Source organism: Nitrospirota bacterium (genome assembly GCA_016180645.1).
GTDB lineage: Bacteria > JACPQY01 > JACPQY01 > JACPQY01 > JACPQY01 > JACPAV01.
Window position 1 is genome coordinate 40636 of record JACPAV010000009.1, and the last position, 20800, is coordinate 61435.

General features: G+C 58.7%; 19 protein-coding genes and 1 rRNA gene. 11 read left to right on the top strand and 9 right to left on the bottom strand.

The features are described 5' to 3' along the window. Window positions 1–435: 435 nt before the first annotated feature. Window positions 436–1143, bottom strand: coding sequence for a hypothetical protein (locus tag HYT87_07435; GenBank protein MBI2059588.1), 708 nt, complete (start codon window positions 1141–1143; stop codon window positions 436–438). A 204-nt stretch (window positions 1144–1347) separates the two neighbouring features. After that, a 16S ribosomal RNA gene (locus tag HYT87_07440) occupies window positions 1348–2890 on the bottom strand. A 265-nt stretch (window positions 2891–3155) separates the two neighbouring features. Here HYT87_07440 and obgE point away from each other — a divergent pair. From obgE to HYT87_07460, 4 genes are read left to right on the top strand one after another with little or no spacing between them, the layout of a single operon-like run. Continuing rightward, window positions 3156–4247, top strand: coding sequence for a GTPase ObgE (obgE, locus tag HYT87_07445; protein MBI2059589.1), 1092 nt, complete (start codon window positions 3156–3158; stop codon window positions 4245–4247). Window positions 4248–4261: 14 nt separating this feature from the next. Continuing rightward, window positions 4262–5389 carry a glutamate 5-kinase gene (gene proB / locus HYT87_07450; protein MBI2059590.1) on the top strand — a complete coding sequence of 376 codons (1128 nt, stop codon included), beginning with the start codon at window positions 4262–4264 and terminating at the stop codon, window positions 5387–5389. Between the two features lie 43 nt (window positions 5390–5432). Beyond that, window positions 5433–5918, top strand: coding sequence for a DUF192 domain-containing protein (locus HYT87_07455; protein ID MBI2059591.1), 486 nt, complete (start codon window positions 5433–5435; stop codon window positions 5916–5918). Then, a complete protein-coding gene (locus HYT87_07460; GenBank protein ID MBI2059592.1) occupies window positions 5915–6781 on the top strand; it encodes an alpha/beta hydrolase in 867 nt (288 codons plus the stop codon). Before HYT87_07455 ends, HYT87_07460 begins: the two co-directional genes overlap by 4 nt. A 5-nt stretch (window positions 6782–6786) precedes the next feature. Here the strand turns inward: HYT87_07460 and HYT87_07465 are convergent, their stop codons facing one another. The 3 genes from HYT87_07465 to HYT87_07475 form a co-directional block, all read right to left on the bottom strand. Then, window positions 6787–7101 (bottom strand): type II toxin-antitoxin system PemK/MazF family toxin, encoded by a 315-nt coding sequence (locus tag HYT87_07465; protein ID MBI2059593.1) that lies wholly within the window; start codon window positions 7099–7101, stop codon window positions 6787–6789. Next, window positions 7101–7355: a ribbon-helix-helix protein, CopG family gene (locus HYT87_07470; protein ID MBI2059594.1), complete on the bottom strand. Its 255-nt coding sequence runs from the start codon at window positions 7353–7355 to the stop codon at window positions 7101–7103. Before HYT87_07470 ends, HYT87_07465 begins: the two co-directional genes overlap by 1 nt. 130 nt (window positions 7356–7485) lie before the next feature. Further along, the gene (locus tag HYT87_07475) at window positions 7486–7803 is read right to left on the bottom strand and encodes a helix-turn-helix transcriptional regulator (GenBank protein MBI2059595.1); all 318 of its coding nucleotides are present in this window, start codon (window positions 7801–7803) and stop codon (window positions 7486–7488) included. Between the two features lie 128 nt (window positions 7804–7931). Here HYT87_07475 and HYT87_07480 point away from each other — a divergent pair, with 128 nt between their 5' ends. From HYT87_07480 to HYT87_07500, 5 genes are all read left to right on the top strand, one after another. Beyond that, a complete protein-coding gene (locus tag HYT87_07480; GenBank protein MBI2059596.1) occupies window positions 7932–8531 on the top strand; it encodes a polyisoprenoid-binding protein in 600 nt (199 codons plus the stop codon). A 142-nt stretch (window positions 8532–8673) separates the two neighbouring features. Continuing rightward, a complete protein-coding gene (locus HYT87_07485; protein ID MBI2059597.1) occupies window positions 8674–9507 on the top strand; it encodes a hypothetical protein in 834 nt (277 codons plus the stop codon). Continuing rightward, complete coding sequence (locus tag HYT87_07490) at window positions 9504–10508, top strand: hypothetical protein (protein ID MBI2059598.1); 1005 nt, start codon at window positions 9504–9506, stop codon at window positions 10506–10508. The genes HYT87_07485 and HYT87_07490 overlap by 4 nt, the downstream gene beginning before the upstream one ends. A gap of 205 nt (window positions 10509–10713) precedes the next feature. After that, complete coding sequence (locus HYT87_07495) at window positions 10714–11007, top strand: toxin (GenBank protein MBI2059599.1); 294 nt, start codon at window positions 10714–10716, stop codon at window positions 11005–11007. Continuing rightward, the gene (locus HYT87_07500; GenBank protein ID MBI2059600.1) at window positions 11004–11279 is read left to right on the top strand and encodes an antitoxin; all 276 of its coding nucleotides are present in this window, start codon (window positions 11004–11006) and stop codon (window positions 11277–11279) included. The genes HYT87_07495 and HYT87_07500 overlap by 4 nt, the downstream gene beginning before the upstream one ends. A gap of 1821 nt (window positions 11280–13100) precedes the next feature. On the opposite strand, the gene HYT87_07505 is transcribed toward HYT87_07500, so the two are convergent. Together HYT87_07505 and HYT87_07510 are read right to left on the bottom strand one after the other, a co-directional pair. Continuing rightward, on the bottom strand, window positions 13101–13811 hold the full coding sequence (locus tag HYT87_07505; protein ID MBI2059601.1) for a type I restriction enzyme HsdR N-terminal domain-containing protein: 711 nt from the start codon (window positions 13809–13811) through the stop codon (window positions 13101–13103). A gap of 938 nt (window positions 13812–14749) precedes the next feature. After that, window positions 14750–15721: an NADPH:quinone oxidoreductase family protein gene (locus HYT87_07510; GenBank protein MBI2059602.1), complete on the bottom strand. Its 972-nt coding sequence runs from the start codon at window positions 15719–15721 to the stop codon at window positions 14750–14752. 94 nt (window positions 15722–15815) lie between these two features. Between HYT87_07510 and HYT87_07515 the strand changes: the two genes are divergently transcribed. Then, window positions 15816–16430: a peptidyl-prolyl cis-trans isomerase gene (locus HYT87_07515; protein MBI2059603.1), complete on the top strand. Its 615-nt coding sequence runs from the start codon at window positions 15816–15818 to the stop codon at window positions 16428–16430. Between the two features lie 109 nt (window positions 16431–16539). On the opposite strand, the gene HYT87_07520 is transcribed toward HYT87_07515, so the two are convergent. Next, a complete protein-coding gene (locus HYT87_07520; GenBank protein ID MBI2059604.1) occupies window positions 16540–16842 on the bottom strand; it encodes a 4a-hydroxytetrahydrobiopterin dehydratase in 303 nt (100 codons plus the stop codon). Further along, a complete protein-coding gene (locus tag HYT87_07525) occupies window positions 16839–19535 on the bottom strand; it encodes an insulinase family protein (GenBank protein MBI2059605.1) in 2697 nt (898 codons plus the stop codon). Before HYT87_07525 ends, HYT87_07520 begins: the two co-directional genes overlap by 4 nt. Window positions 19536–19631: 96 nt before the next feature. Here HYT87_07525 and HYT87_07530 point away from each other — a divergent pair, with 96 nt between their 5' ends. After that, a complete protein-coding gene (locus HYT87_07530) occupies window positions 19632–20777 on the top strand; it encodes an alpha/beta fold hydrolase (protein ID MBI2059606.1) in 1146 nt (381 codons plus the stop codon). The last annotated feature ends 23 nt before the right edge of the window (window positions 20778–20800 follow it).

Consider the following 20800-nt stretch of genomic DNA (forward strand, 5'->3'; position numbering starts at 1 on the left):
GCTCTGCGCCGCCGTTTCCGAAAATGCGAGAAGATCGGCCCCAAGATAGGCAGCCTTAAGGCCAAGCCGCTTCCAAGTCGACCTACGCAAGTCCCGTTGAGCATTTTCGTGAAAGGATAGGTGCGGGGTCATGGGGGTATTGTGCCACAGTGTCGGAAGATCGCCACGCCTATGACGGTACAGATCATGACTGCGAAAGGGATCAGGAGCCAAGCCGCCATGATCCAAGCTTCGATTTGAAAGTGCCCCGGCTTCTGGCGGATGTACCACCTTGCCGACGACTTCCGCGCCTCCAATCGGCTATGCCGCGCTGCTCTTCCTTCCGACTCTCTTCTTCGGCACCCGCCGACGCCTCCCTCTCCGCTCATAGATTGAGAGCGCAAGGTGAGAGAGCTACGTCAGGGGAGTCCCAAAATCCGACAGCCCCACAATTCACTATTTTGAGCCAGTCAGGTCCGAGCAGTCCTCAACGTAATACGGGTATTCAGTAACAACTTGGCAACGCTCCGCTGGGACCCGTTTTCCAAAAACCGTATTCCGCGCCTCCCCCTCGCCACAGTTGGAGCTGTTTTGACGATAGCCTGAACTGGATGTACAGTACGAAAACTCCATCGCGCCGCCACCAATTTTTCCGGCCGCGGAAACGCTCGTATTCACCCACCCCTCGAAGAAAGTGTCATACCCACCAGAGCACGAAGCGGTGAAGGTGCCCCCATCTGCGATGTACTTCCCTTTCCAGCGGGTGCACCCCACCGTAAAGGGTGGCTGAATAGCGTACTTTTCAGCACCATGGAAACACAGCGTGAAAGAATCGGAAACAGCGGAGGCAGTGACTTGGGATGGACCTCTCATTATCTTCTCAACCTCATAGCAGCCGCTCACATCCTCGACCGCTTGAACCGCCGCCTTATCGCCCGAATTCTCCAGGGTGATTTCCTGCCGAGCATCCAAACCCTGCCCTGGTGATCCCGCGTCATCGTCTTGGCCGTTCTCAATAGTGATTTCCCGTCGAGCGTCCAAATCTTCAGCGTCTTCTACGGAACAGGTAATGAGAAGGGCAAGATTGATCAGGAAACATACGATAGCCGCGCCTTGCTTCGTCAGGCTCGTCGCTTCCCTCATTGCTTGCTGCTCACGGCTCACGAGGAAGGAAAGGATTCCTTCAAAATCGAATAGCGTGTCCCCACCGCCCTTGCGGGCGATGGGGCGAAGGGCCCCCGCGTTTCAGGTTCGGGTTACTCTTGCATCACCCCGCGCTCGCCGCCGAAGCGGAAAGCGCTAAGACGCTGCAGAGGTTGAAAAGACACCGTATGGTCTTTGGCCGAAGCCAAAGGACCGTACTCCTTGAAAGGAGGTGATCCAACCGCAGGTTCCCCTACGGTTACCTTGTTACGACTTCACCCCAATCACCGGCCAAACCTTGTCCCCGCATACGCGAGTCTTCTGGTTCAGCAGGCTTTCGTGGTGTGACGGGCGGTGTGTACAAGGCCCGGGAACGTATTCACCGCGGCGTGGCTGATCCGCGATTACTAGCGATTCCAGCTTCACGGAGTCGAATTGCAGACTCCGATCCGAACTGAGACCGGTTTTGAGGATTAGCTCCCCCTCGCGGGTTGGCAACCCACTATACCGGCCATTGTAGCACGTGTGTGGCCCTGGGCATAAAGGCCATGAGGACTTGACGTCATCCCCACCTTCCTCCCTCTAATGAGGGCAGTCCCCCTTGAGTGCGCCCTTGCGGGTTGGCAACGAGGGGTAAGGGTTGCGCTCGTTGTGGGACTTAACCATACATCTCACGACACGAGCTGACGACAGCCATGCAGCACCTGTGCTAGACTGCCTTGCGGCTCCCCGGATCTTTCGACCCAAGTACTATCTAACATGTCAAGCCCAGGTAAGGTTCTTCGCGTACCGTCGAATTGAACCACATGCTCCACCGCTTGTGCGGGCCCCCGTCAATTCCTTTGAGTTTCAACCTTGCGGCCGTACTCCCCAGGCGGCACACTTAACGCGTTAGCTACGACAACGATGCTCTAAAATCGAGCTCCGTCGTCCAGTGTGCAACGTTTACGGCGTGGACTACCAGGGTATCTAATCCTGTTTGCTCCCCACGCTTTCATGCCTCAGCGTCAGGGACGTGCTAGAAGGCTGCTTTCGCCTTAGGTGTTCCTCCCGATCTCTTAGCATTTCACCGCTACACCGGGAATTCCGCCTTCCTCTACCGTCCTCTAGCCTTGCAGTTTCGGTGGCCATTCCCCTGTTAAGCAGAGGGATTTCACCGCCGACACGCAAAGCCGCCTACGCATCCTTTACGCCCAGTGATTCCGGACAACGCTTGGACTCTCCGTTTTACCGCGGCTGCTGGCACGGAGTTGGCCAGTCCTTTCTCGAGGAGTACCGTCAATCCGTGCGTCTGTTCGACGCACGAACCTTCGTCCCCCTCAACAGGGTTTTACGACCCGAAGGCCTTCTTCACCCACGCGGCGTGGCTGGGTCAGGCTTTCGCCCATTGCCCAAAATTCCCCACTGCTGCCTCCCGTAGGAGTCTGGCCCGTATCGCAGTGCCAGTGTGGGGGGTTGCGCTCTCACGCCCCCTACCCGTCATAGCCTTGGTAGGCCGTTACCCCACCAACTAGCTGATAGGCCGCAGGCTCATCCGGAAGCGCAAGCGTGAAATCAGAGGCTTGCCTTTGGACGACAAAATGAATCGTCGACGTTACCGGGTATTAGTCCGCCTTTCGGCGGGTTATCCCCGTCTTCCGGGTAGATCACCTACGTGTTACTCACCCGTTTGCCGGTTTACTCTCCGTATTGCTACGAATTTCTCCCTCGACTTGCATGTGTTATGCACGCCGCCAGCGTTAGTCCTGAGCCAGGATCAAGCTCTCCGAGGTAATTCTTCCGAATCACTTCGTTCCTCCACCACCTGGCGGAGGCGGGCTTAATCCGGTTGAACCAAAAACAAATCCCGCTCACCCATTGGCGAACGGGACAATTAGGGTCCCTTCTTACGCTATTCGATTTTCAAAGAACCGCGGCCCGCGCAAAGGATACGTCCCCCCGCAGGCTTCGATGGCCCGCATGTACATCGGGCTATGGGACGAGTCTGCACCACCCCACCGAACTTGTCAAGAGGGTCCAAATACCCTAGAATAATGTCGATCAGGGGGCATGGGAAACACACTGCAAGTCCGGGGATCTTCGACGTGAAATTCATCGATGAAGTCACCATAGACGTTGTTGCCGGTGACGGCGGCAACGGGTGCGTCAGTTTCCGGCGCGAGAAGTTTGTTCCGCGCGGTGGACCGAACGGAGGCGATGGAGGGGACGGCGGCAGCGTGGTCTTCGTCGGCGACAAGAACATGCGGACCCTCCTCGAAATGAAAGTTCAGAAATCGTACAAAGCCGAACGCGGGCAGCATGGGATGGGGAAAAATCTCTACGGCAAGAAGGGCGAGGAGCGGACGATCCGATTGCCCCTTGGCACGGTGATTTACAACGACGACACGGGAGTAATCCTCGGCGACATCATCCAACACGGGCAGGTGCTGGTCGCCGCGAAGGGGGGAAAGGGCGGACGAGGCAATGCGCATTTCGCCACCGCCACGCATCAGGCGCCGAGAGAATTCGAACACGGAGGAAAAGGTGACAAACGCCGACTCCGCTTGGAACTGAAGTTGATGGCCGATGTCGGATTGGTCGGCCTCCCCAATGCTGGGAAGTCCACCCTCCTCCGCAAAATCTCGCGGGCGCGCCCGAAAGTCGCCGCCTACCCCTTCACGACGCTCGTCCCTAACCTGGGCGTGGTTGCCTACGGCGACTATGAAAGCTTTGTGATGGCGGACCTGCCGGGACTGATCGAAGGCGCCAGCCAGGGTGCGGGGCTAGGACATCAGTTCCTCCGTCACATAGAAAGGACGCGCGTGCTTTTGTTCCTGCTCGATGCGTCCGGCACGTCCTGGCCCGATGCCTACTCCGCTTACCAAATCCTGCGGACGGAAATTGAGAAGCACAATCCGGAACTCCTTGAACGCGAGGCCATTGTGGCCCTCAACAAGACGGACATGATTCAGGACAAACAGGCCGGTGAAACGCAGCGCGCGAGGTTTGAACGAGAAGGCGTCTCGGTAATGTTCATCTCCGCGCTCAAGGGACAGGGGCTCAAGGAACTCATTTACAACCTGGGACACAAGATCGACCGGGTGCGCCAAGACCAGGATCCAGCCTCGGCAGAAAACATCCAATAGACCGGTTTTCCCACATGAATCTCGACCGCAAGGAAGTTCTGCATCACGCCCGGCGCGTGGTGGTGAAAGTGGGCGCGAGCGTGCTCGCTCCGGATGGAAAACCGAAGGCGGCGGTCTTTTCCACGCTGGCACGGCAGATTGCCGGCCTTTCCGGACGGAAGATTCAGGTCGTGCTCGTCAGCTCCGGGGCCGTGGCCTCAGGCAGGCCGGTGCTGGGGTATTCAAGCAATTCCATTTCGCTGGAAGACAAACAGGCGGCCGCCGCCGTCGGGCAAAGCCTCTTGATGGAGGCGTACCGCAAGGCCTTCTCACGGCTGCGGGGCACCGTGGCGCAGGTGCTCCTCACGCACGATGACTTTGCGAACCGCCGTCGATTCCTGAATGCCCGCAGCACGCTGAACATTCTTCTTGAGCGCCGCATTCTGCCGATCGTCAATGAGAACGATACCGTGGCCACGGAGGAGATTTCGATCGGCGACAATGACAATCTCTCCGCGCTCGTGGCTTCCATGATCGAGGCGGATGTGCTCATCCTTCTCACCAACACGAATGGCCTGCACGACCAGGACCCGAATCGATCGAAGGACGCCCAGCGCATCCCCCTTATCGTGGATGTGGACGAAACCACGGCGCGGAAGGCCGGAGGCACGGCAAGCCCCTATACCGTGGGCGGAATGCTCACCAAAGTCGAGGCGGCGAAGAAGGCTGCGTTGTCGGGGATTCCCACAGTGGTGGCGGACGGACGGAACGCCGGGGTCCTTCCCCGCCTGCTGAAAGGGGAAGATTTGGGCACGCTGTTTCTGCCCAGCCCCAAAGCCCTCAAGAGCCGCAAGCAGTGGATCGCGTTCTCGGTGAAACCGAAGGGAAAACTGATTCTTGATGAAGGGGCATGCCGGGCCGTCCAGGAACAACGGAAAAGCCTGTTGCCTTCCGGCATCAGTCACGTCGAAGGCGACTTCGATCGGGGCGATGCAGTCTCGCTGGCCACGATCGCCGGCCAGGAGATCGCGCGTGGATTGACTAACTACAGCTCCAAGGAACTGTCGCGGATCCGAGGCGTGAAGTCGTCGTCCATCGAATCCATCCTCGGGTACAAGATCTCTGACGAAGTCGTACACCGGGACAATCTGGTGACGCTTTAGGCAGGGATCAGTGGTCAGGGGTCGGGAATCGGATCGGCAGTGGTTGATACTTTGGGTTCTTCTCATCGCCGCATTTCCAGGTTGCTCCAGCGCCTCCATCGACAAGACGCCCCCCCCCCCACCACCGGAACTCCCGGAAGTATTTGAGAGCATGGAGACGAAGTCGATCAATTTCATCACGGAGCGGGGCGAGGAAATTACCCTGGACGCACGGTTCGCGGCCAGCGCGGTCCAGCAAGCGGCGGGATACCAGAATGTCCCGGCCGCAATCATTCAAAAGACGTTTATCCTTTTCGTTTTCGCCGGCGATCACACGTCGCCCTTTCACATGCGAAACGTGCTCGCTTCCCTGGACATCTTCTTTCTCGACTCCGCCGGGAAGGTCGTGAGCCTCCAGCGGATGGATCCAGATCCGCAGAGATTGTGGTCGGCGGGTGGAACCTACAGATATGCGCTGGAGGGTCCCGCCGGGTTTGCGTCGGAACGCGGCCTCGGAGCGGATTCCCATCTCGAACTCCCCCTCCCGTGATCGAGCGGGCGATCCAAGCCGGACCGATTTCCTTCCACTGCCTCGAAGCCGGCAAAGGGCCGATCGTTCTTCTGCTTCACGGATTTCCCGACCACAGCCGGACGTTCAAACACCAGATTCCGGCCCTGGCCAAGGCCGGGTTCCGGGCCATTGCGCCGAACCTGCCGGGCTACGCGCCAACCTCTCCTTCGACGGGAAACGACTACCACCTGAGCTGCATCTCGGAACACATCGGAAGGCTCATCGACACCTTGGGGGAGAAAAAGGTTCATTTGGTCGGTCACGATTGGGGTGCGGGGATCGCCTATGTTTCCGCAGTCCTGTTTCCCGAGAAGCTTCATTCCATCACCACCATGGCGGTGCCGCATCTGCGGGCGGTTCCCGTTGGATTTCGCAAACAGCCCGGACAATTCCGTCGCTCGTGGTACATGATTTTTTTCCAACTGCCGTTCTTTCCGGAACGTGCCCTCCGCGCCAACAATTTCCGGTTGATCGAATGGTTCTGGACACACTGGTCGCCCGGCTGGAGTTGGCCCAAGGAAGACATGGAGGCGCTGAAAGACACCTTCCGGAATCCTGGTGTCGTCGAAGCGGCGATTGAGTACTACCGCGCGCTGAGGGATGTTGCCTCGCCCGAGGGCCGAAGTACGCGGAAGCTCGGTTTCTCACCTGTCCCCGTCCAGACGTTGGCCCTCACGGGTGCAACGGACGGCTGCGTGACGACGAAACTGTTCGACTACATGGATCCCAGATTCTTCCCCGCCGGACTGACAATCCATCGCCTCCCCGGTGCGGGGCACTTTCTACACCTGGAAAAACCTGAAGAAACGACTCGCCGGATTCTAGATTTCCTCCGGGAATAGGGCCTTCAGTCCAGTCCCAGGGCGAAGCGGAGGGCGGTGTTGACCGCTTCCATCTTCTCCGAGCCGAGCGTTGTTATCCGGTTCATGAGCCACGCCTTTGGAACGGTGTGCAGAACGTCGACGTTTACCACACATTCCTTCGAGAGGCCGTCCTCCGGCCCCAGCCGAACCTCAACCGGGAGTTGCCGGATCGCTCCCGTGACCACGGCGACAACGATCGAACGACGAGTCTGAATGGCTCTTTCTCTTGAAACGAGGACGACCGGACGCCTCCCCGATGGGGGAGGCAGGTTCGCCCACCAGATTTCACCCCGCTGCATCACCACTTCTCTCGCGGCAGGGATTTGGTGGCCGCTTTCGCGAGGCTCTCGATTTCCTTGAGGTCCTCCGGGACCTTCCGGTAACCTTCCACATACCTCCTCTCCAACTCCGCGATCTCCCGGCTCCTATGCCACGACCGTAGGGCCTCACGAATGATCTCGCTGCGGGGCTTCTTCAATCGTTTCCGCGTCCTCTCCAAGGCTTCAAAATCCTCCGCGGGCAAACTGATAGCCGTGCGGACCGCTCTCGCCATGTCAGAACCCCCTTCCCTTCTTATTCATACTACTGCACATACTATCATCATACTAGATTATGAGCGGATTGTGCAGGTGGCCCGCTTGATCTTGTTCCCAGCCGGCAAGACCCGGCTCAGCAGATACCTGTCAGCGGGAAGCGATCTGCCGAAGTCCCCACCGTTCCATAGCTTCCAGAATCGGCTTCAGGCTGCGACCGAGCGGAGTCAGGGAGTAGTCCACCCGCGGGGGGATTTGGGCGAAGACCTTGCGCCTAACGATGCCATCCTCCTCCAACTCGCGGAGCTCCTGAGTCAACATGCGCTGGGAGATTCCGCGGATGCCTTTGGCCAATTGGCCGAAGCGCCGGACGCCGGGGAAGAGTTCCCGCAGAATCAATATCTTCCAGCGACCTCCAATGACCCGCAGGGTCGATTCATACGGGCAGTCTGAGCGATGAGCTTTCATGGCGCCATATACTTACTATTAGTAATTAACAGTGGATTCATTATTTCCATACTATTGTTAGTGTACCAGGCGGCGAGATTGTAACATTTGGTCGCCATGATACACCCACTCTCCAAAAGGAGGCCATCATGGACCTGAAAAAGACTCTCCGGGCCGCGGTGCCGGCCCTTCTGCTCGCGCCACAACTCGCGTTCGCCGCGAATTACAAAGTCGATCCCTCCCATTCCAGCGTCGGTTTCACCATCGCGCACCTGGTGATCGCCGAAGTCGAGGGGCGCTTCGACCGGTTCGAGGCGACGTTTGCCTACGACGAAAAGAACCCCTCGAAATCGTCGCTTGAAGCCAAAGCGTATACCGAGAGCATCAACACGAATGAGAAGAAGCGCGACGAGCATCTTCGCTCGGGTGATTTCTTCGACGCGAAGAAGTTTCCTGAAATGACGTTCAAGAGCTCCAAGGTGGTGCCTTCCACCGATGGAAAGTCAGGCCAGATTTTCGGCACGCTCACGATCCGCGACGTATCGAAGGAAGTCGTATTCGATGTGAAACTCAAGGGCAAGATCAAAGATCCTTGGGGAAACGAGAGGGCCGTCTTCGATGCAAGCACCAAGATCAATCGTACCGACTTCGGTCTGAAATGGAACAAGGCCCTCGATGCAGGTGGCGTGGTGGTGGGCGAAGAAGTCACCATCCGGCTCAAGATTGAAGGTGTAGCCGACAAGAGTTGACTCTTCGCCGGCGCAGGAATTCCCCCTTCGCAAGAACCCCCGATCGCCCCGCAAGGCAGGGCCTCGGGGGTTTCTCGTTCCAGCCCGGCCCGGCCGCGCTTGACGACGCCGCCTGGAACGTTTACACGATATCCATCCACTCATGGCCAAACCTTCCGGCAAGCGAAAGAAGAAAGGGCGTCCGATCCCTTTGGCGAAAATCATCGCCGCGTCGGGACGGACGATCGCTACGGGGGGGCAGTTCGTCGGCCACAAGATTGCCGAGTGGTATGGAAAGGTCGATCCCGACGTCTCGCGCCATCTCCTTCAAGTTCCGCTCCTCAGTTACTCGCTGTTCTCCTCGCGACAGGAAGAGGTCGAGCCGGGCGAACCGGACGGACATCCCCCCCTGATCCTCGTCTACGGCCTCGGGGGAAACCGGGGCAATTTCCTCCTGATGTCGTGGTACCTCCGGATCTACGGGCGGAAACGGATCTATCGCGTCGCGTTCAATCCCGAGCAGACCATCCGGCAACGGGCAACCGCGTTGGGCAAATTCATCGAAAAAGTGGCCGACGCCAATCACGAGTCCCAGGTGGACGTGGTGGCCCACAGCCTTGGCGGGGTCGTCGCCCGACTGGCCGTTTCCAGAGAAAAGACGGCCAAGCGCGTTCATACGTTGATTACGTTGGGTGCGCCTCACGGAGGAACCTACCCGGCCCGGTTTGCCAATACGAAGATCACGAAGGATCTCCGGCCCGACAGCCCGCTTATGCGCGGACTTCGGCGCCAGCCGTGGCCCCGACGCGTTCGAGGCGTAACTTTGTGGAGCAAGAATGATCTGTTTGTTCTCCCCCCGGAGTCGGCCACTCTCCAAGGCACGAAGAAAATCGACATGACTCCTTTCACACACTACAGCTACCTGATCGAACCCAAGAGTTGGGAAACGGTCCGCCGGGAACTGGGCCGACCGAACGGCGCGCGAAAAGAATTGTGAAGCGTCTCGCCGCTCTCGCGGCCGTGGTCCTACTCCCTGCCTGTTCGGGGTCGGATGCGGCCAGTCCATTCGGCTATTCTCTCGACGGCGTCCTCCGGCTCAATCACCTCCAGGCCAAGGGGACGCACAACAGCTATCACATCGCGCCGAGTCCCTTTCTGCTCGCCGATTTGGACTACTCGCAGGGTCCGCTGGACGTTCAACTCGGCGATCAAGGCGTGAGGCAGTTTGAGCTCGACGTCCATCGAGACGCCTCCACGGGGAAGTTTCGCGTGTATCACATTCCGGTGGTGGATGAAGGCGTCACCTGTTACTGGTTCACCGACTGCCTCCAGGTGATGAGGACGTGGTCGGATGCTCACCTCGGGCATCACCCCATCTTCACGATGATTGAGTTCAAGGATGAGGTGGACACGGCCCGGATCACCGGGCACTACGATGAATTCGACGCGGAGATTCGATCCGTTTGGCCGGAGGATCGGCTGATCACGCCCGATTTGGTGCAGGGATCTTCACCGGACTTGGAAACCGCAGTGCTGACCCGTGGATGGCCCACGCTGGGGGAAAGCCGGGGCAAAGCTTTCTTCATGATCCTGGATGACGAGCCGCACAGGACGTACTACACGGACGGCGACCGGACGCTGAAGGGCCGCGCCGCGTTCATGATGGCGGACGAGCGGTTTCCGTATGCGGTAGTTCGAGCGATCGATGATCCGATTGCGCAGGAAGCGCGGATTCGGGAGCAGGTCGCAGCGGGCTATCTTGTCCGTACGCGGGCGGACGCGCTGGACGAGCCGCGGGTGGGGGACACTCGCCGGCTTGAAGCCGCCCTTCGGAGCGGCGCCCATTTCCTCAGCACGGACTACCCCGCCCCCGGCATGATCGCCAACTATTCCGTGGAGATTCCCGGCGGCTCGCCCTCCCGCTGCAATCCCGTCTCCGCCCCGCCGGAATGCACTTCTTCCGACATCGAAGATCCGTCGCGGTTAACAGCGCGATAAGACCGCCTTCCGCGCCATAGGCTCTAGCGGTCAACTCCATACACCTGACAGAACCGAAAGCTGGGATAGTCCTACGGAATGGGAACACCTTGTGTACAGAGTATAGAGTTGACCCTAGTTGCTAGTTGCCCAACTACTTGATTGGTCACACCTGGTTTGCCCGCCGTGATGTTGACATAAAGCACACATTGTCATAGTATTGGGCATGGCTGGAGGATATGAGTTTGAGTTCGATCCGAACAAGAACAAGGCCCTCATGCGGGGAAGGGGAATCAGTTTTGAAGAGATCATCCTGCTCATCGATGAAGGACATCTGCTCGATGTCGTCGAGCATCCGAACAAGGCCCGTTACCCAGACCAGCAGATGTACGTCGTTGACGTGGGCGGATATGTCTACCTCGTCCCCTTTGTGAGGGAAGGCAACAGAGTCACTCTCAAGACCGTCTATCCGAGCCGAAAGGCGACGAAAGAATACCGGGCAAAGGAGGAACAGCCGTGAAGAGAATGAACCAGGACGAAGAAATCGAGGCTCTCAAGGCCCTAGACCGGGGGAAACTGGCGCGTTCCAAGGACGCCGCAAGAGAGATTCAAGTCGCCCGGGAAGCGGCGGGGGCCTACCTCAGGAAGGATGAGCGGATCAATATCCGCCTATCGGGGCCGGACCTGAAGCTTCTGAAGCGAAGAGCTGCGGAGGAGGGGATTCCCTACCAGACGCTCGTTGCGAGTGTGCTGCACAAGTTTGTTTCCGGCCGACTCCAGACCAGAGGTTGACTCAGCCGCTGGCCACGAACGAAACTCCTGTGCGTCCGCCCGCTGGCCAACTGACGTCGTCGGAACCCCCCCCTCCGGCTCCGCCTTCAACCTCAAGATTCCGCGCAAGCTCCATCCAAAAGCGCCACCCCCCAGGCCCGATCCCGACCGCCGCGAAATGTCCAGTGTATAGAGTTGACCCCACTAGCCCCCACTAGCCCGTCGCTACCCCTCAACATTCGCCCTCGACTGCAATCGGGCAGTTTTCCTCCAACTGGGCATGACTTCGTCAAGTCGACCTGCTTTCCGGACAATATTGTAGGTCGTGCCATTCCCAACCTGCCAATGCTTTCGAGATGCGAAACGCTTACCCTCGTGCATTGCCGATTCAATCGTCCACCGATTTCGGGTCCGTGGGACTACTTCATCCAGTCGACCTGCCTCCCGAACCAAGTTGTAGCTTGTGAACTGCGCCACTTTCCACTCCTGGCGGTTTTTGTATTTCTCCCCCTCTCCAAGCGCACGCTCAAGCGTCCATTTTCGCGTGTCCCTTGGACGGAGAACCGTTCGAAGAAGGCCCGCTCGGCGGACGAGATCATATGAACCAGGATGACTGCGTGCCCATTCAGTAAGGCTCTGCTGAATTCTTCCGATGGAGATCGCTTTCTCAAGACTCAGGGGCCTCCGCTTTGGCAGGACCTCGTCCAATAACCCTGCCTGTCTAACAATCTGAAATGCCCGGCTGGATTTCCTCTGAGCACGATCGCGGTTCGGATATGTCTTTAGCTGATCCACGGCTGCCTGCAGCGACCACTTGCGGTATCGCGGTTCCATGTGGCTGCAACACCTCGCGAGCATGCCCCGGCGGCGTGCAGCCTGATAGGACGCCGCATGATCCATCTGCCATGCATATTTCGACTCGTATTTCCGTGCGATCAATCGGAGTTCTCGGTCTGTGTAGGGTCTAGCTGAGCCCAGCGAACCGGCGCGCGTTCGATTCAGAATCGTCCATCCTGCCTGCGCATACCAGCGGATTGCTCGTTCCTCTGCGACTTGGGATTGCTTTGGCGTGAGTCCACGTGCTCGAATCCGGATGGTCGGCAACACGCCTCCAAGCGAGTCGATTCGATCACGTACGGTTCGATGCCGCCTATTGGCCCTGAAATGATCTGCAATCCGAAACCGGGGGTTCAACGAAATTCCGACGTAGGCGCTTCCGTCAATGAATTCGAGCGCATACACAGACCGGGGTTTTGCCGTGTTTGGTATCCAATGTGGCCGTCGCATATGCCTGCAAACATCATCCAGAATTCCTCGATAGTGTGCCGCATCATAGAGGCTGGGAGCCCTCTCCCGGAATTCTTTTCTCGATCGGTACTTGAGCGCCCCCTCGTGGATCTCTCTCTTGGAGTAGCGGGAATGGAGCCCACGACGCATGTGCTGAGTGGCATCTTGATGGATGCCAAGTCGGAAGCTACTCTGATACGCAACGTTTGAACCCTTTCGCCAACCCTCCAACGTCTTGTACCTACCGGCATCTCCCAGAACTTTCTCACGCGTCCAAATAAGCGGGCCCATCTTTGGTTTCGGCATATGGGAAGTTGCGCGCTCATGTATCCCGCTCTGGATGGCGATTCGGTACGCATAGGCGGAGTTCTCTTTCCATTCACTCCTCGAATGAAACCGCCTGGCGTCTGTGAGAATTCGGCTGGCCGTCCAGTATCTCCTTCGCTTTCGCATGCGGAGAGTATATACGGGTCGAGCCAGTGCGGTGTACGTCGCCCCCCCGCCAAAACCTATCCTGGGACTCTGAAACCAGAAGGTCCCGGCCCAGCTACGGCTTCAGAATGATCTTGCCGTGGGTTTTCCGGCCGGCGAGGTCGCGGAGGGCTTCGCGGGCGCGGTCGAGAGGGCGCACGGGCGAGAGGGCGCACGGGTCAACTCTATACACGTGACAGAACCGACAGCTGGGATAGTCCTACGGAATAGGAGTACCTTGTGTACAGAGTCTAGAGTTGACCCTAATTGCACGAGTTTCAGAACGTACAGACCGAAGTCGAACTTGAAATGGCGAATCTCTGGGATTCTCAGTGCCCTTGGATCGAATGCACGGACGACCTCGCCCCATCTCTTGTCCGTGTCGGCAAGGGCGATCTTGAATATGGGCCCAGTGCGCCGCACATCGTACAGAACAAGGTCCTGGCCATTGCAAAGACCATACGTGTTGCAGCGGACCTCAGGGTGAATCGCGTAGCTGAACGCCTGCTCGACGTGATGAGACTTTACGATGGACTCACCGGGCCGCTTGGCGTCCAGAACGAGCAAGGGCTCGTCGTCGACGAGCAAGGTGTAGTCCGGAACGATATTAACGGGATACCGCTTAGAACCGATCATCACAAACGGGTGGACCAGGGCTTTGCTGCGCACGACCTTGAAACGCCCGGTCGGTGAGTAGCCAAGCCGCTTAAGCAATGGAGCGACCAGCTCTTCCCGGACCGCGTCTTCCTTGAAAGCAGGCTCGTCAAGAGCGCTGAAATCGAAGTCTCCGAACATGCGGTTACCGGCTAACGATCCGGTAAGCTGCGGCGCGCTTGCGCAACCTCGATTCCGCCACCGACCTCCCGCGCGCCGTCAGCTTCAGCCGGATGTTAAGCCCGCTGCTGACTTGGCATCCATGAACTTCAGCGTTCCCTTCCCCAGGACCCCTGTGAGTTCGCTACAGGCTGGGCCCGGAATCTGGCGGCAAAGACTCTGATTATCAAACTTTCGAGCGACCGTGGTGACCGGCGTCGTGAGCACGGCACAATGGCAAATCGAGCACCGAAGGCGGCCGCGTATTCGTAGCGGGGCCAATATCGGGACAAGGGTCGCGACCCCCGGGCCTCTCGCATGTACTTGAGATGTTGGACGAGTCGCTTGCGGAGACCGGAAGCTTGGCCAATGTAGAAAACCGCTGAACGTCCCCTTGGATACTGGAACTTGGTACTACCTGCTGTCACCAGAACGTACACGCCAGCCTGGTTCGGGACAGTCTGGATCGCGCGCTTCCGGAGCGGAAGGAGGCCACTCGCTCGGTATCTTGTGGGGATGAACTTTAGGTCGCTCATGTTTTCAGAATGGGCCTAACCATTGATTAACTTGCTATTGTGCCCTGATAATGTGATTTCTTCCAAGCAGTTTTGCCATATGCCCATTATGAATCAGGCCCGCGTTCCCAGAGCACCCGCACGAAGGTGACTATATGCCCGACTCAACCAGAACTCAAAAGCCCAAACTCCTCGATGAAGCACGACGGGTGCTCCGTCTGCACCACTATTCCATTCACACCGTCGCCCCCGCTTCGCTCCGGGGACGATGAGTAGAAGAATCACGGGATCTTTGCATCGAGCGATCCTACGTGGAGTAGACGCACCCATTACGGGTGCGCCTTCGGACGCAGGCTAAAGCCTGCGGCTACCGGTCCAACGCGTTTTCAAACAGAGCCTAGTCGATCAGGGCTGGAGGATGATCTTGCCGTGGGTCCTGCGGTCGGCGAGTTCGGCGAGGGCTTGGCGGGCGTCGGAGAGCGGATAGGTCTTGTAGATCACGGGGCGGATCTGGCCCGCGGCATACATTCGATAGAGTTCGTCCTGCGTTCGATCGACGAGGGCGTTGTCATGACGGCGATACTCACCCCAATGGATGCCCATAACGGCAATGTTTTTGAGGAGGATGCGATTGGCGGCGACTTGGGGAATTCGGCCCGACGTAAAGCCGACGATCACCGCGCGTCCTTCCCAGGCGATGCACTTGAGACTGAGATCGAGGAAATCGCCGCCGACGGCGTCGCAGATGACATCCGCGCCATGATCGCCGGTGATGTCCTTCACCTTTTGCACCCAGTCGCCATCCCGATAGGAAATGGCATGATGCGCGCCGTTCTCCAGGCAGACTGAAAATTTCTCCTCGCTGCCTACTGCCGCGATGACCTTGGCGCCCAACGCTCTCCCGATTTGGACAGCCGCGAGGCCCACTCCGCCCGCCGCGGCTGAAACGAGGAGCCATTCTCCCTTCATCAATTGCGCGCGATGGACCAGGCCGAAGTACGAGGTCTGGTAGACCGCCTGAAACGCCGCCGCATGCTCGAAGGACATCTCGTCCGGAAGTTTGTAGGTCGTCAGGTCCGGCGCGAGGGCCTGTTCCGCGTAGCCGCCGGTAAGGAGCAGCGACATGATTCGGTCACCGGGTTTGAACCTCGATCCCGGTCCGGCCTCCTCCACCACGCCGGAGATCTCGTTTCCGGGCGTAAACGGCAGCGGCGGTTTCATCTGGTACTTTCCCTGGATCATCAGGATGTCGTAGAAATTGAGCGCCGAGGCTTCCACGCGCACGCGCGTCCACCCATAATCCGGCTTCGGCTCGGGAAGATCCACGAGCTTCATGTCCTCCGGCTCGCACCACTCGCTCACCTGCCATGCACGCATTCCTTTCCCATACCCGATGTCGGATCGCATTTCCAGACCAAACAGGTCATCGATTCGAGTTGCGGTGGCCGACAATCCTCATTATCATCCGGCGATGAAAAAGAGATTTTTCCTTCGCGGATTGATTCTGTTCTTCGCGCTCGCCGTAACTTCGGCGCAGGCGCAGGAAGGAAAGAAGGCCGAAAAGGTGGCGAAAGCCAAAGGAGGGCATCCCGTGGTCGTACTTGAAACATCACTTGGAAACATCGAAGTTGAACTGGATGAAGTGAAGGCCCCGATCTCCACCAAGAATTTTCTCAGCTACGTGAATTCCGGGCACTACAACGGAACAATCTTCCATCGGGTCATCAAGGACTTCATGATCCAGGGTGGTGGATTCACCAAGGAGATGTCTCAAAAGCCCACCGAGGCGTCGATCAAGAACGAGGCCGGGAATGGGCTCAAGAATCTTCGGGGGACTCTCGCCATGGCTCGGACCGGCGTGGTGGATTCGGCCACGGCGCAATTCTTTATCAATGTGGTGGACAACGGCTTCCTCGATCACGCGGACGAGTCGCCGCGCGGCTTTGGCTATGCGGTGTTTGGGAAAGTGACGTCCGGCATGGATGCGGTGGACAAGATCCGAGCGGTGAAGACCGGCTCGAAAAACGGAATGGGGGACGTGCCGGTCGAGACCGTCGAGATCAAGAAGGCGTACGTAAAGAAGTAGAGCAAAGCCCTGCGGGATCCGGGTAGCCGCGGGCTTAATGCCCGCGAAAGAAACGCAGCTTGAAAGCTGCGGCTACCGGGTTCAGGCCATCGCCGCCTAAAGGCTGCGCCTACCGTATTCTGAGGACTTCCCGGTAGATCGCGTCGGCGGCTTTCGCCCACTCCAGATCTTTTTGCGTCACGCCGTTCTCGCTGTGCGTCGTAATGGAAATCACGACGGTCGTGTACCGAATGGTGACATCCGGGTGATGGTCGACGCTTTCCGAGTGGTCGGCGATTCGATTCACAAACTCAATGGATTTCCGGAAGGTTGAAAGTTTGTAGCTCTTCGTGATCTCGTTCGACCTGTATTTCCAGTCTTTGACCTCCTCAAGCCCCGTTCGAACGTCCGCGGGTGTGAGTGCGGGGGTCATGCCCCTCCGCCGAGCGAAATAAGGACGTGGTGCGTCGGCTGGATGTATTTCCGGATAATGCGCTCGACCTCTTTCATCGTCACCTTGTTGATCTCAGTCTCATAATTCCGGAAGCGGTCGTAGCCCAGTCCCAAGGCCTCATCGATGGCTGTGGTGAAGCTTTTGTCCATGTTCTTCTGAAGATGGATCTGATACGAGCCGACGAGATACCGCCTGGCTGCGTTGAGTTCTTCGGCCGTGATCCCCTTGTCCAAGAGCACCTGCATTTCACGCAGCATGCCCTGTTTGGCCTGCGCGCTTTTCGCGGGATCGCACGCGAGATAGAGCGCCACATACCCCGTGTCAATCCCGTAGAAAACCTGAAAATACACCGTGTAGGCCAATGCTTCTTTGTCCCGCAGGTTGATGAACAGCCGGCCGCTTTGGTTCGACAAGCCGGCATCCAGGACGTCCAATACGGCCCGGTCGGGCGAATTCACGGCCGGCCCCGGATACCCCACAATCAAGTGAGTCTGATTGCTCTCCAAGGAGTAGGTCTTGTCGGTCACCGCAGCCGGCGTGGGGGGAGCGGCGGCAGGCAACGTAACTTCCTTGGGGGCCGCACCCTGCGCAGCCGTCCCTGGCGCTCCGGGTACGGCCAGCCGTCCTGGCGCCGAGGTTTTCCATGCCTCCAGCCGGGGTTTGACCGTCTTGAGAAAATGATCGGAATCAAAATCACCCACCACCGACAGAACCAGGTTTGGGGGCGTCGCCCAGCGGTCATAGTAGGACAGGAGATCCGATCGCGTAAGCTTCTTCACGGACTCCGGCCGGCCCATCGAGTCCAGGCGGTAGGGATGATCCGGAAAAAGATTTTCCCGAAATCTTTGAAAGGTCAGGCGGGCAAGATCCCGCTGGTTCGATTGGAGCATGGAGATCTGGCGATCCACGGCCTTCTTCACTTCTTCATCTGGGAAATCGGCCTCAAACAGCGTTTCCCAGTAAAGGTCCGCGGTTTCCCTGAACCCCGTCGAGAGGGCCTGCGCCTTCAGGCCGAAACTGTTCATTCCCGAGAATCCTTCGATGGAGGAGCCGATCTCCTCCAGCCGTTGAGCCATCGCATCCCCGTCCCTTTTTCCGGTTCCGCGCGTCCATGTTTCCGACAGGAGAGAACTCACGCCGTTCGTCGACGACGATTCCGCCCGCACTCCGCCGCGGAAGATACCCGTCATCGCCACGGTCGGCGCGGAGGTGGTTTCCCAGAGGATGAGACGGATCCCGTTCTTGAGGGTCAGCTTGCGCAGGGCCGTGGCCTCCAGCCCGGAGAGCTGGACGACGTGCCGGAGCATTTCTTCCACCGCTTCGCGGCTCTTTCCCGCCGATTCGGGATAGACGACAGCCACCGTGGCCCGGGGTATTTGAAGATACTTTCGCGCCGCTTCCTTCACGCGCTGTTCCGAGATCCCTTTCAAGGAATCGAGGTACCGGTCCTCGTAGCGAGGATCGTTGTACAGGGCGGCGGCGGTCGCCATGGCCCGCGCCTTCCCCTGCATGGTTTCCCTCCTTTCGATGATCGATCTTTCGAGCGTGAACTTTCCACGCGCCACGTCCTTGGGGTCGACGGATTTCTTCACCTGGTTGACGATGTCCAGGATCACCTTCGTCGCATCCCCCAGTTTGTCCGGATCCGCTTCCGCGCCGATGACGAACAGGCCGGGGTCCGCCGGTGTATCGGCGTAGGCGTAGATGCCGGGGACCAGCGCGTCGCGGTATTTGAGCCGCCGGGTCAGAAGCGCGCTCTCCCCCCCCCCGAGAACGGAGGCCAGGACATCCAACGCCTGTGCGTCCTCGTGGACCGCGTTGACGATGGGAAACGCGATGGCCACTTGGCACGTCTCGGTCTTGTCCAGAACCACCGAGACCTTCCCGGGCCGATCCGAGGCATCCAATTCCACGAGCGCCTGGGCGGGCGCACGTTTCTTCACGCCTTTGACGAAGGTTTCTATTCGGCCCCGGATGTCCGGGATGCGGACATCGCCCACGACGACGGCGATCATGTTGCTCGCGGAGTACCAGCGCTGGTGATAGTCGGCAACGTTGCCGCGCGTGATCGCCCGAAGCGTTAATTCCGTGCCCAGGACGGGCCTCGCGTAGGGATGCTTTTCGTAGGCGGACCGGGAAAGCACGTCGTACAACCGTCTCTCGGGAGAATCGAGCGAACGGCGAAGCTCTTCCAGAACCACCTCCCGCTCTTTCTCCAGCTCGGTGGGATCAAACTTGGGATGAAAGACTCCATCGAGAAGGACGTCCAGTCCCGTCGCCACCTCCGCGCTCGGCACGATGGCCCAATAGACGGTTTCATCGTTGCTGGTGTAGGCGTTCAGCTCCCCGCCCCGTTCCTCAATTTCGCGGGCCACCTGCCCCACCGGCCTGCGGTCCGTCCCTTTGAAAATCATATGCTCAATGAGATGGCTGATCCCTCCCCATTCCGGGGGCTCGTTCCGCGATCCCGCCTTGACGTAGATGTTGATCGCGGCGACGGCAGCGGAATGGTCCTCCTTGATCAACACGGACAGGCCGTTGGACATTTTGCCGAAGTAGAGCCCCTCTTCGGCCACCTCGCCGCGATGAAGCACGCGAACACTGCACGTCGAAATGATTGCTCCCGAGGCCAAGACCAAAAGGGCGCGCACCATCTCTCTTTTCATGGCCATGATGAAGAATTTATCTTCTCCTGACGGTTTTTTCCACTCTGCGAAGCGAATCGAGTTGACGCAAAGCGTTATTCTCGATATCATATGCATCCATTCATGGCCCGTATGATCCCACCCGTACCCGGCAAACGGAGAACCACTCGCCCCAGGGCATCTGAAGAGGAAGCCAAGGCCCAGATTTACGAGCCTGGGGCCGCTCCCTCGGGGCTGGAGGAAGAAACGGCGGAAGCGGGCCCCGGTCCAGATCGGGCAGCCCATCCAGCCGATCCGGATGAAGCACACGCACGATCCAAACCGGAGAGGGAGTGGCCCTCCATCGTGGGCCGATCATTCCTCACCAATTTGAAAATGGGCGTCAGCGCGGTGACCGAGGCTTCCAACATCGCCAAGAACGTTCTGGATCACTCGATATCACTCACCGAGCGCCTCGCCTTCGGCAAGAGGTACATTGATGAGCGGCTGAAAGCGTATCGCGGGCAACGGCGCGTGGCTTTCCTGCTTCCCGGCTATCTCCAGGGCACGGCCGCGTTTCAGAGAATGGAACGCATCATGGAGTCGGAGCTGTTTGGGGTTTTCCCGGTGGTGCTCAGTTATCAGCCCTATTCACAGGATATGCGAAAGTCCGCCGAGAAGGCGAGAAAGACCATCGATCGGGTTCTCAAGCACGTGGAGGCGCGGCGCGTTTACCTGATCGGGCACAGCCAGGGCGGTCTCATCGCCCGCTATATCATTCAAGTGTTGGACGGCCACACCTTCGTAAGCCATTGCATCACGCTCGCCACGCCTCATCTCGGCACGTATGCGGCGCTTCCGGGCGGGGTGGGACACGGCATCGCTACGATGCTCCTTGAACGCATGGGCCTCATCCCGCGAATCGAAGGCGAGAGCGGGCTCCAGATGGTGCCGGGAAGTCGTTTGCTGAGTGAAATGAATCACCGGCCGTTGCCTCCTTCGGTGGTGTTTACCTCCATTTACAATTACGTCGATCCGCTCGTGTGGCCACCCAGTTACGCCCGGCTTCCCTACGAGGACGCCCACAACATTCTCCTCAAGAAAATCGGCCACTTCCATGCTCTCTACGATGTACAGGAGTTGGAAATTATTCTTCGCACGCTTCTCCTCCGCATCAAGCGCGGCCTGATTTATCGCACCCGCGTTCTCGCCGGCCAGGAGATGCTTGAAGAGCGTCACATGAAGATGGTCGGCCACCAGGTCGACGAGTTCGTCGCCGCCTCGGACTGACGCGGAAAGCGATCAGCCGTCAG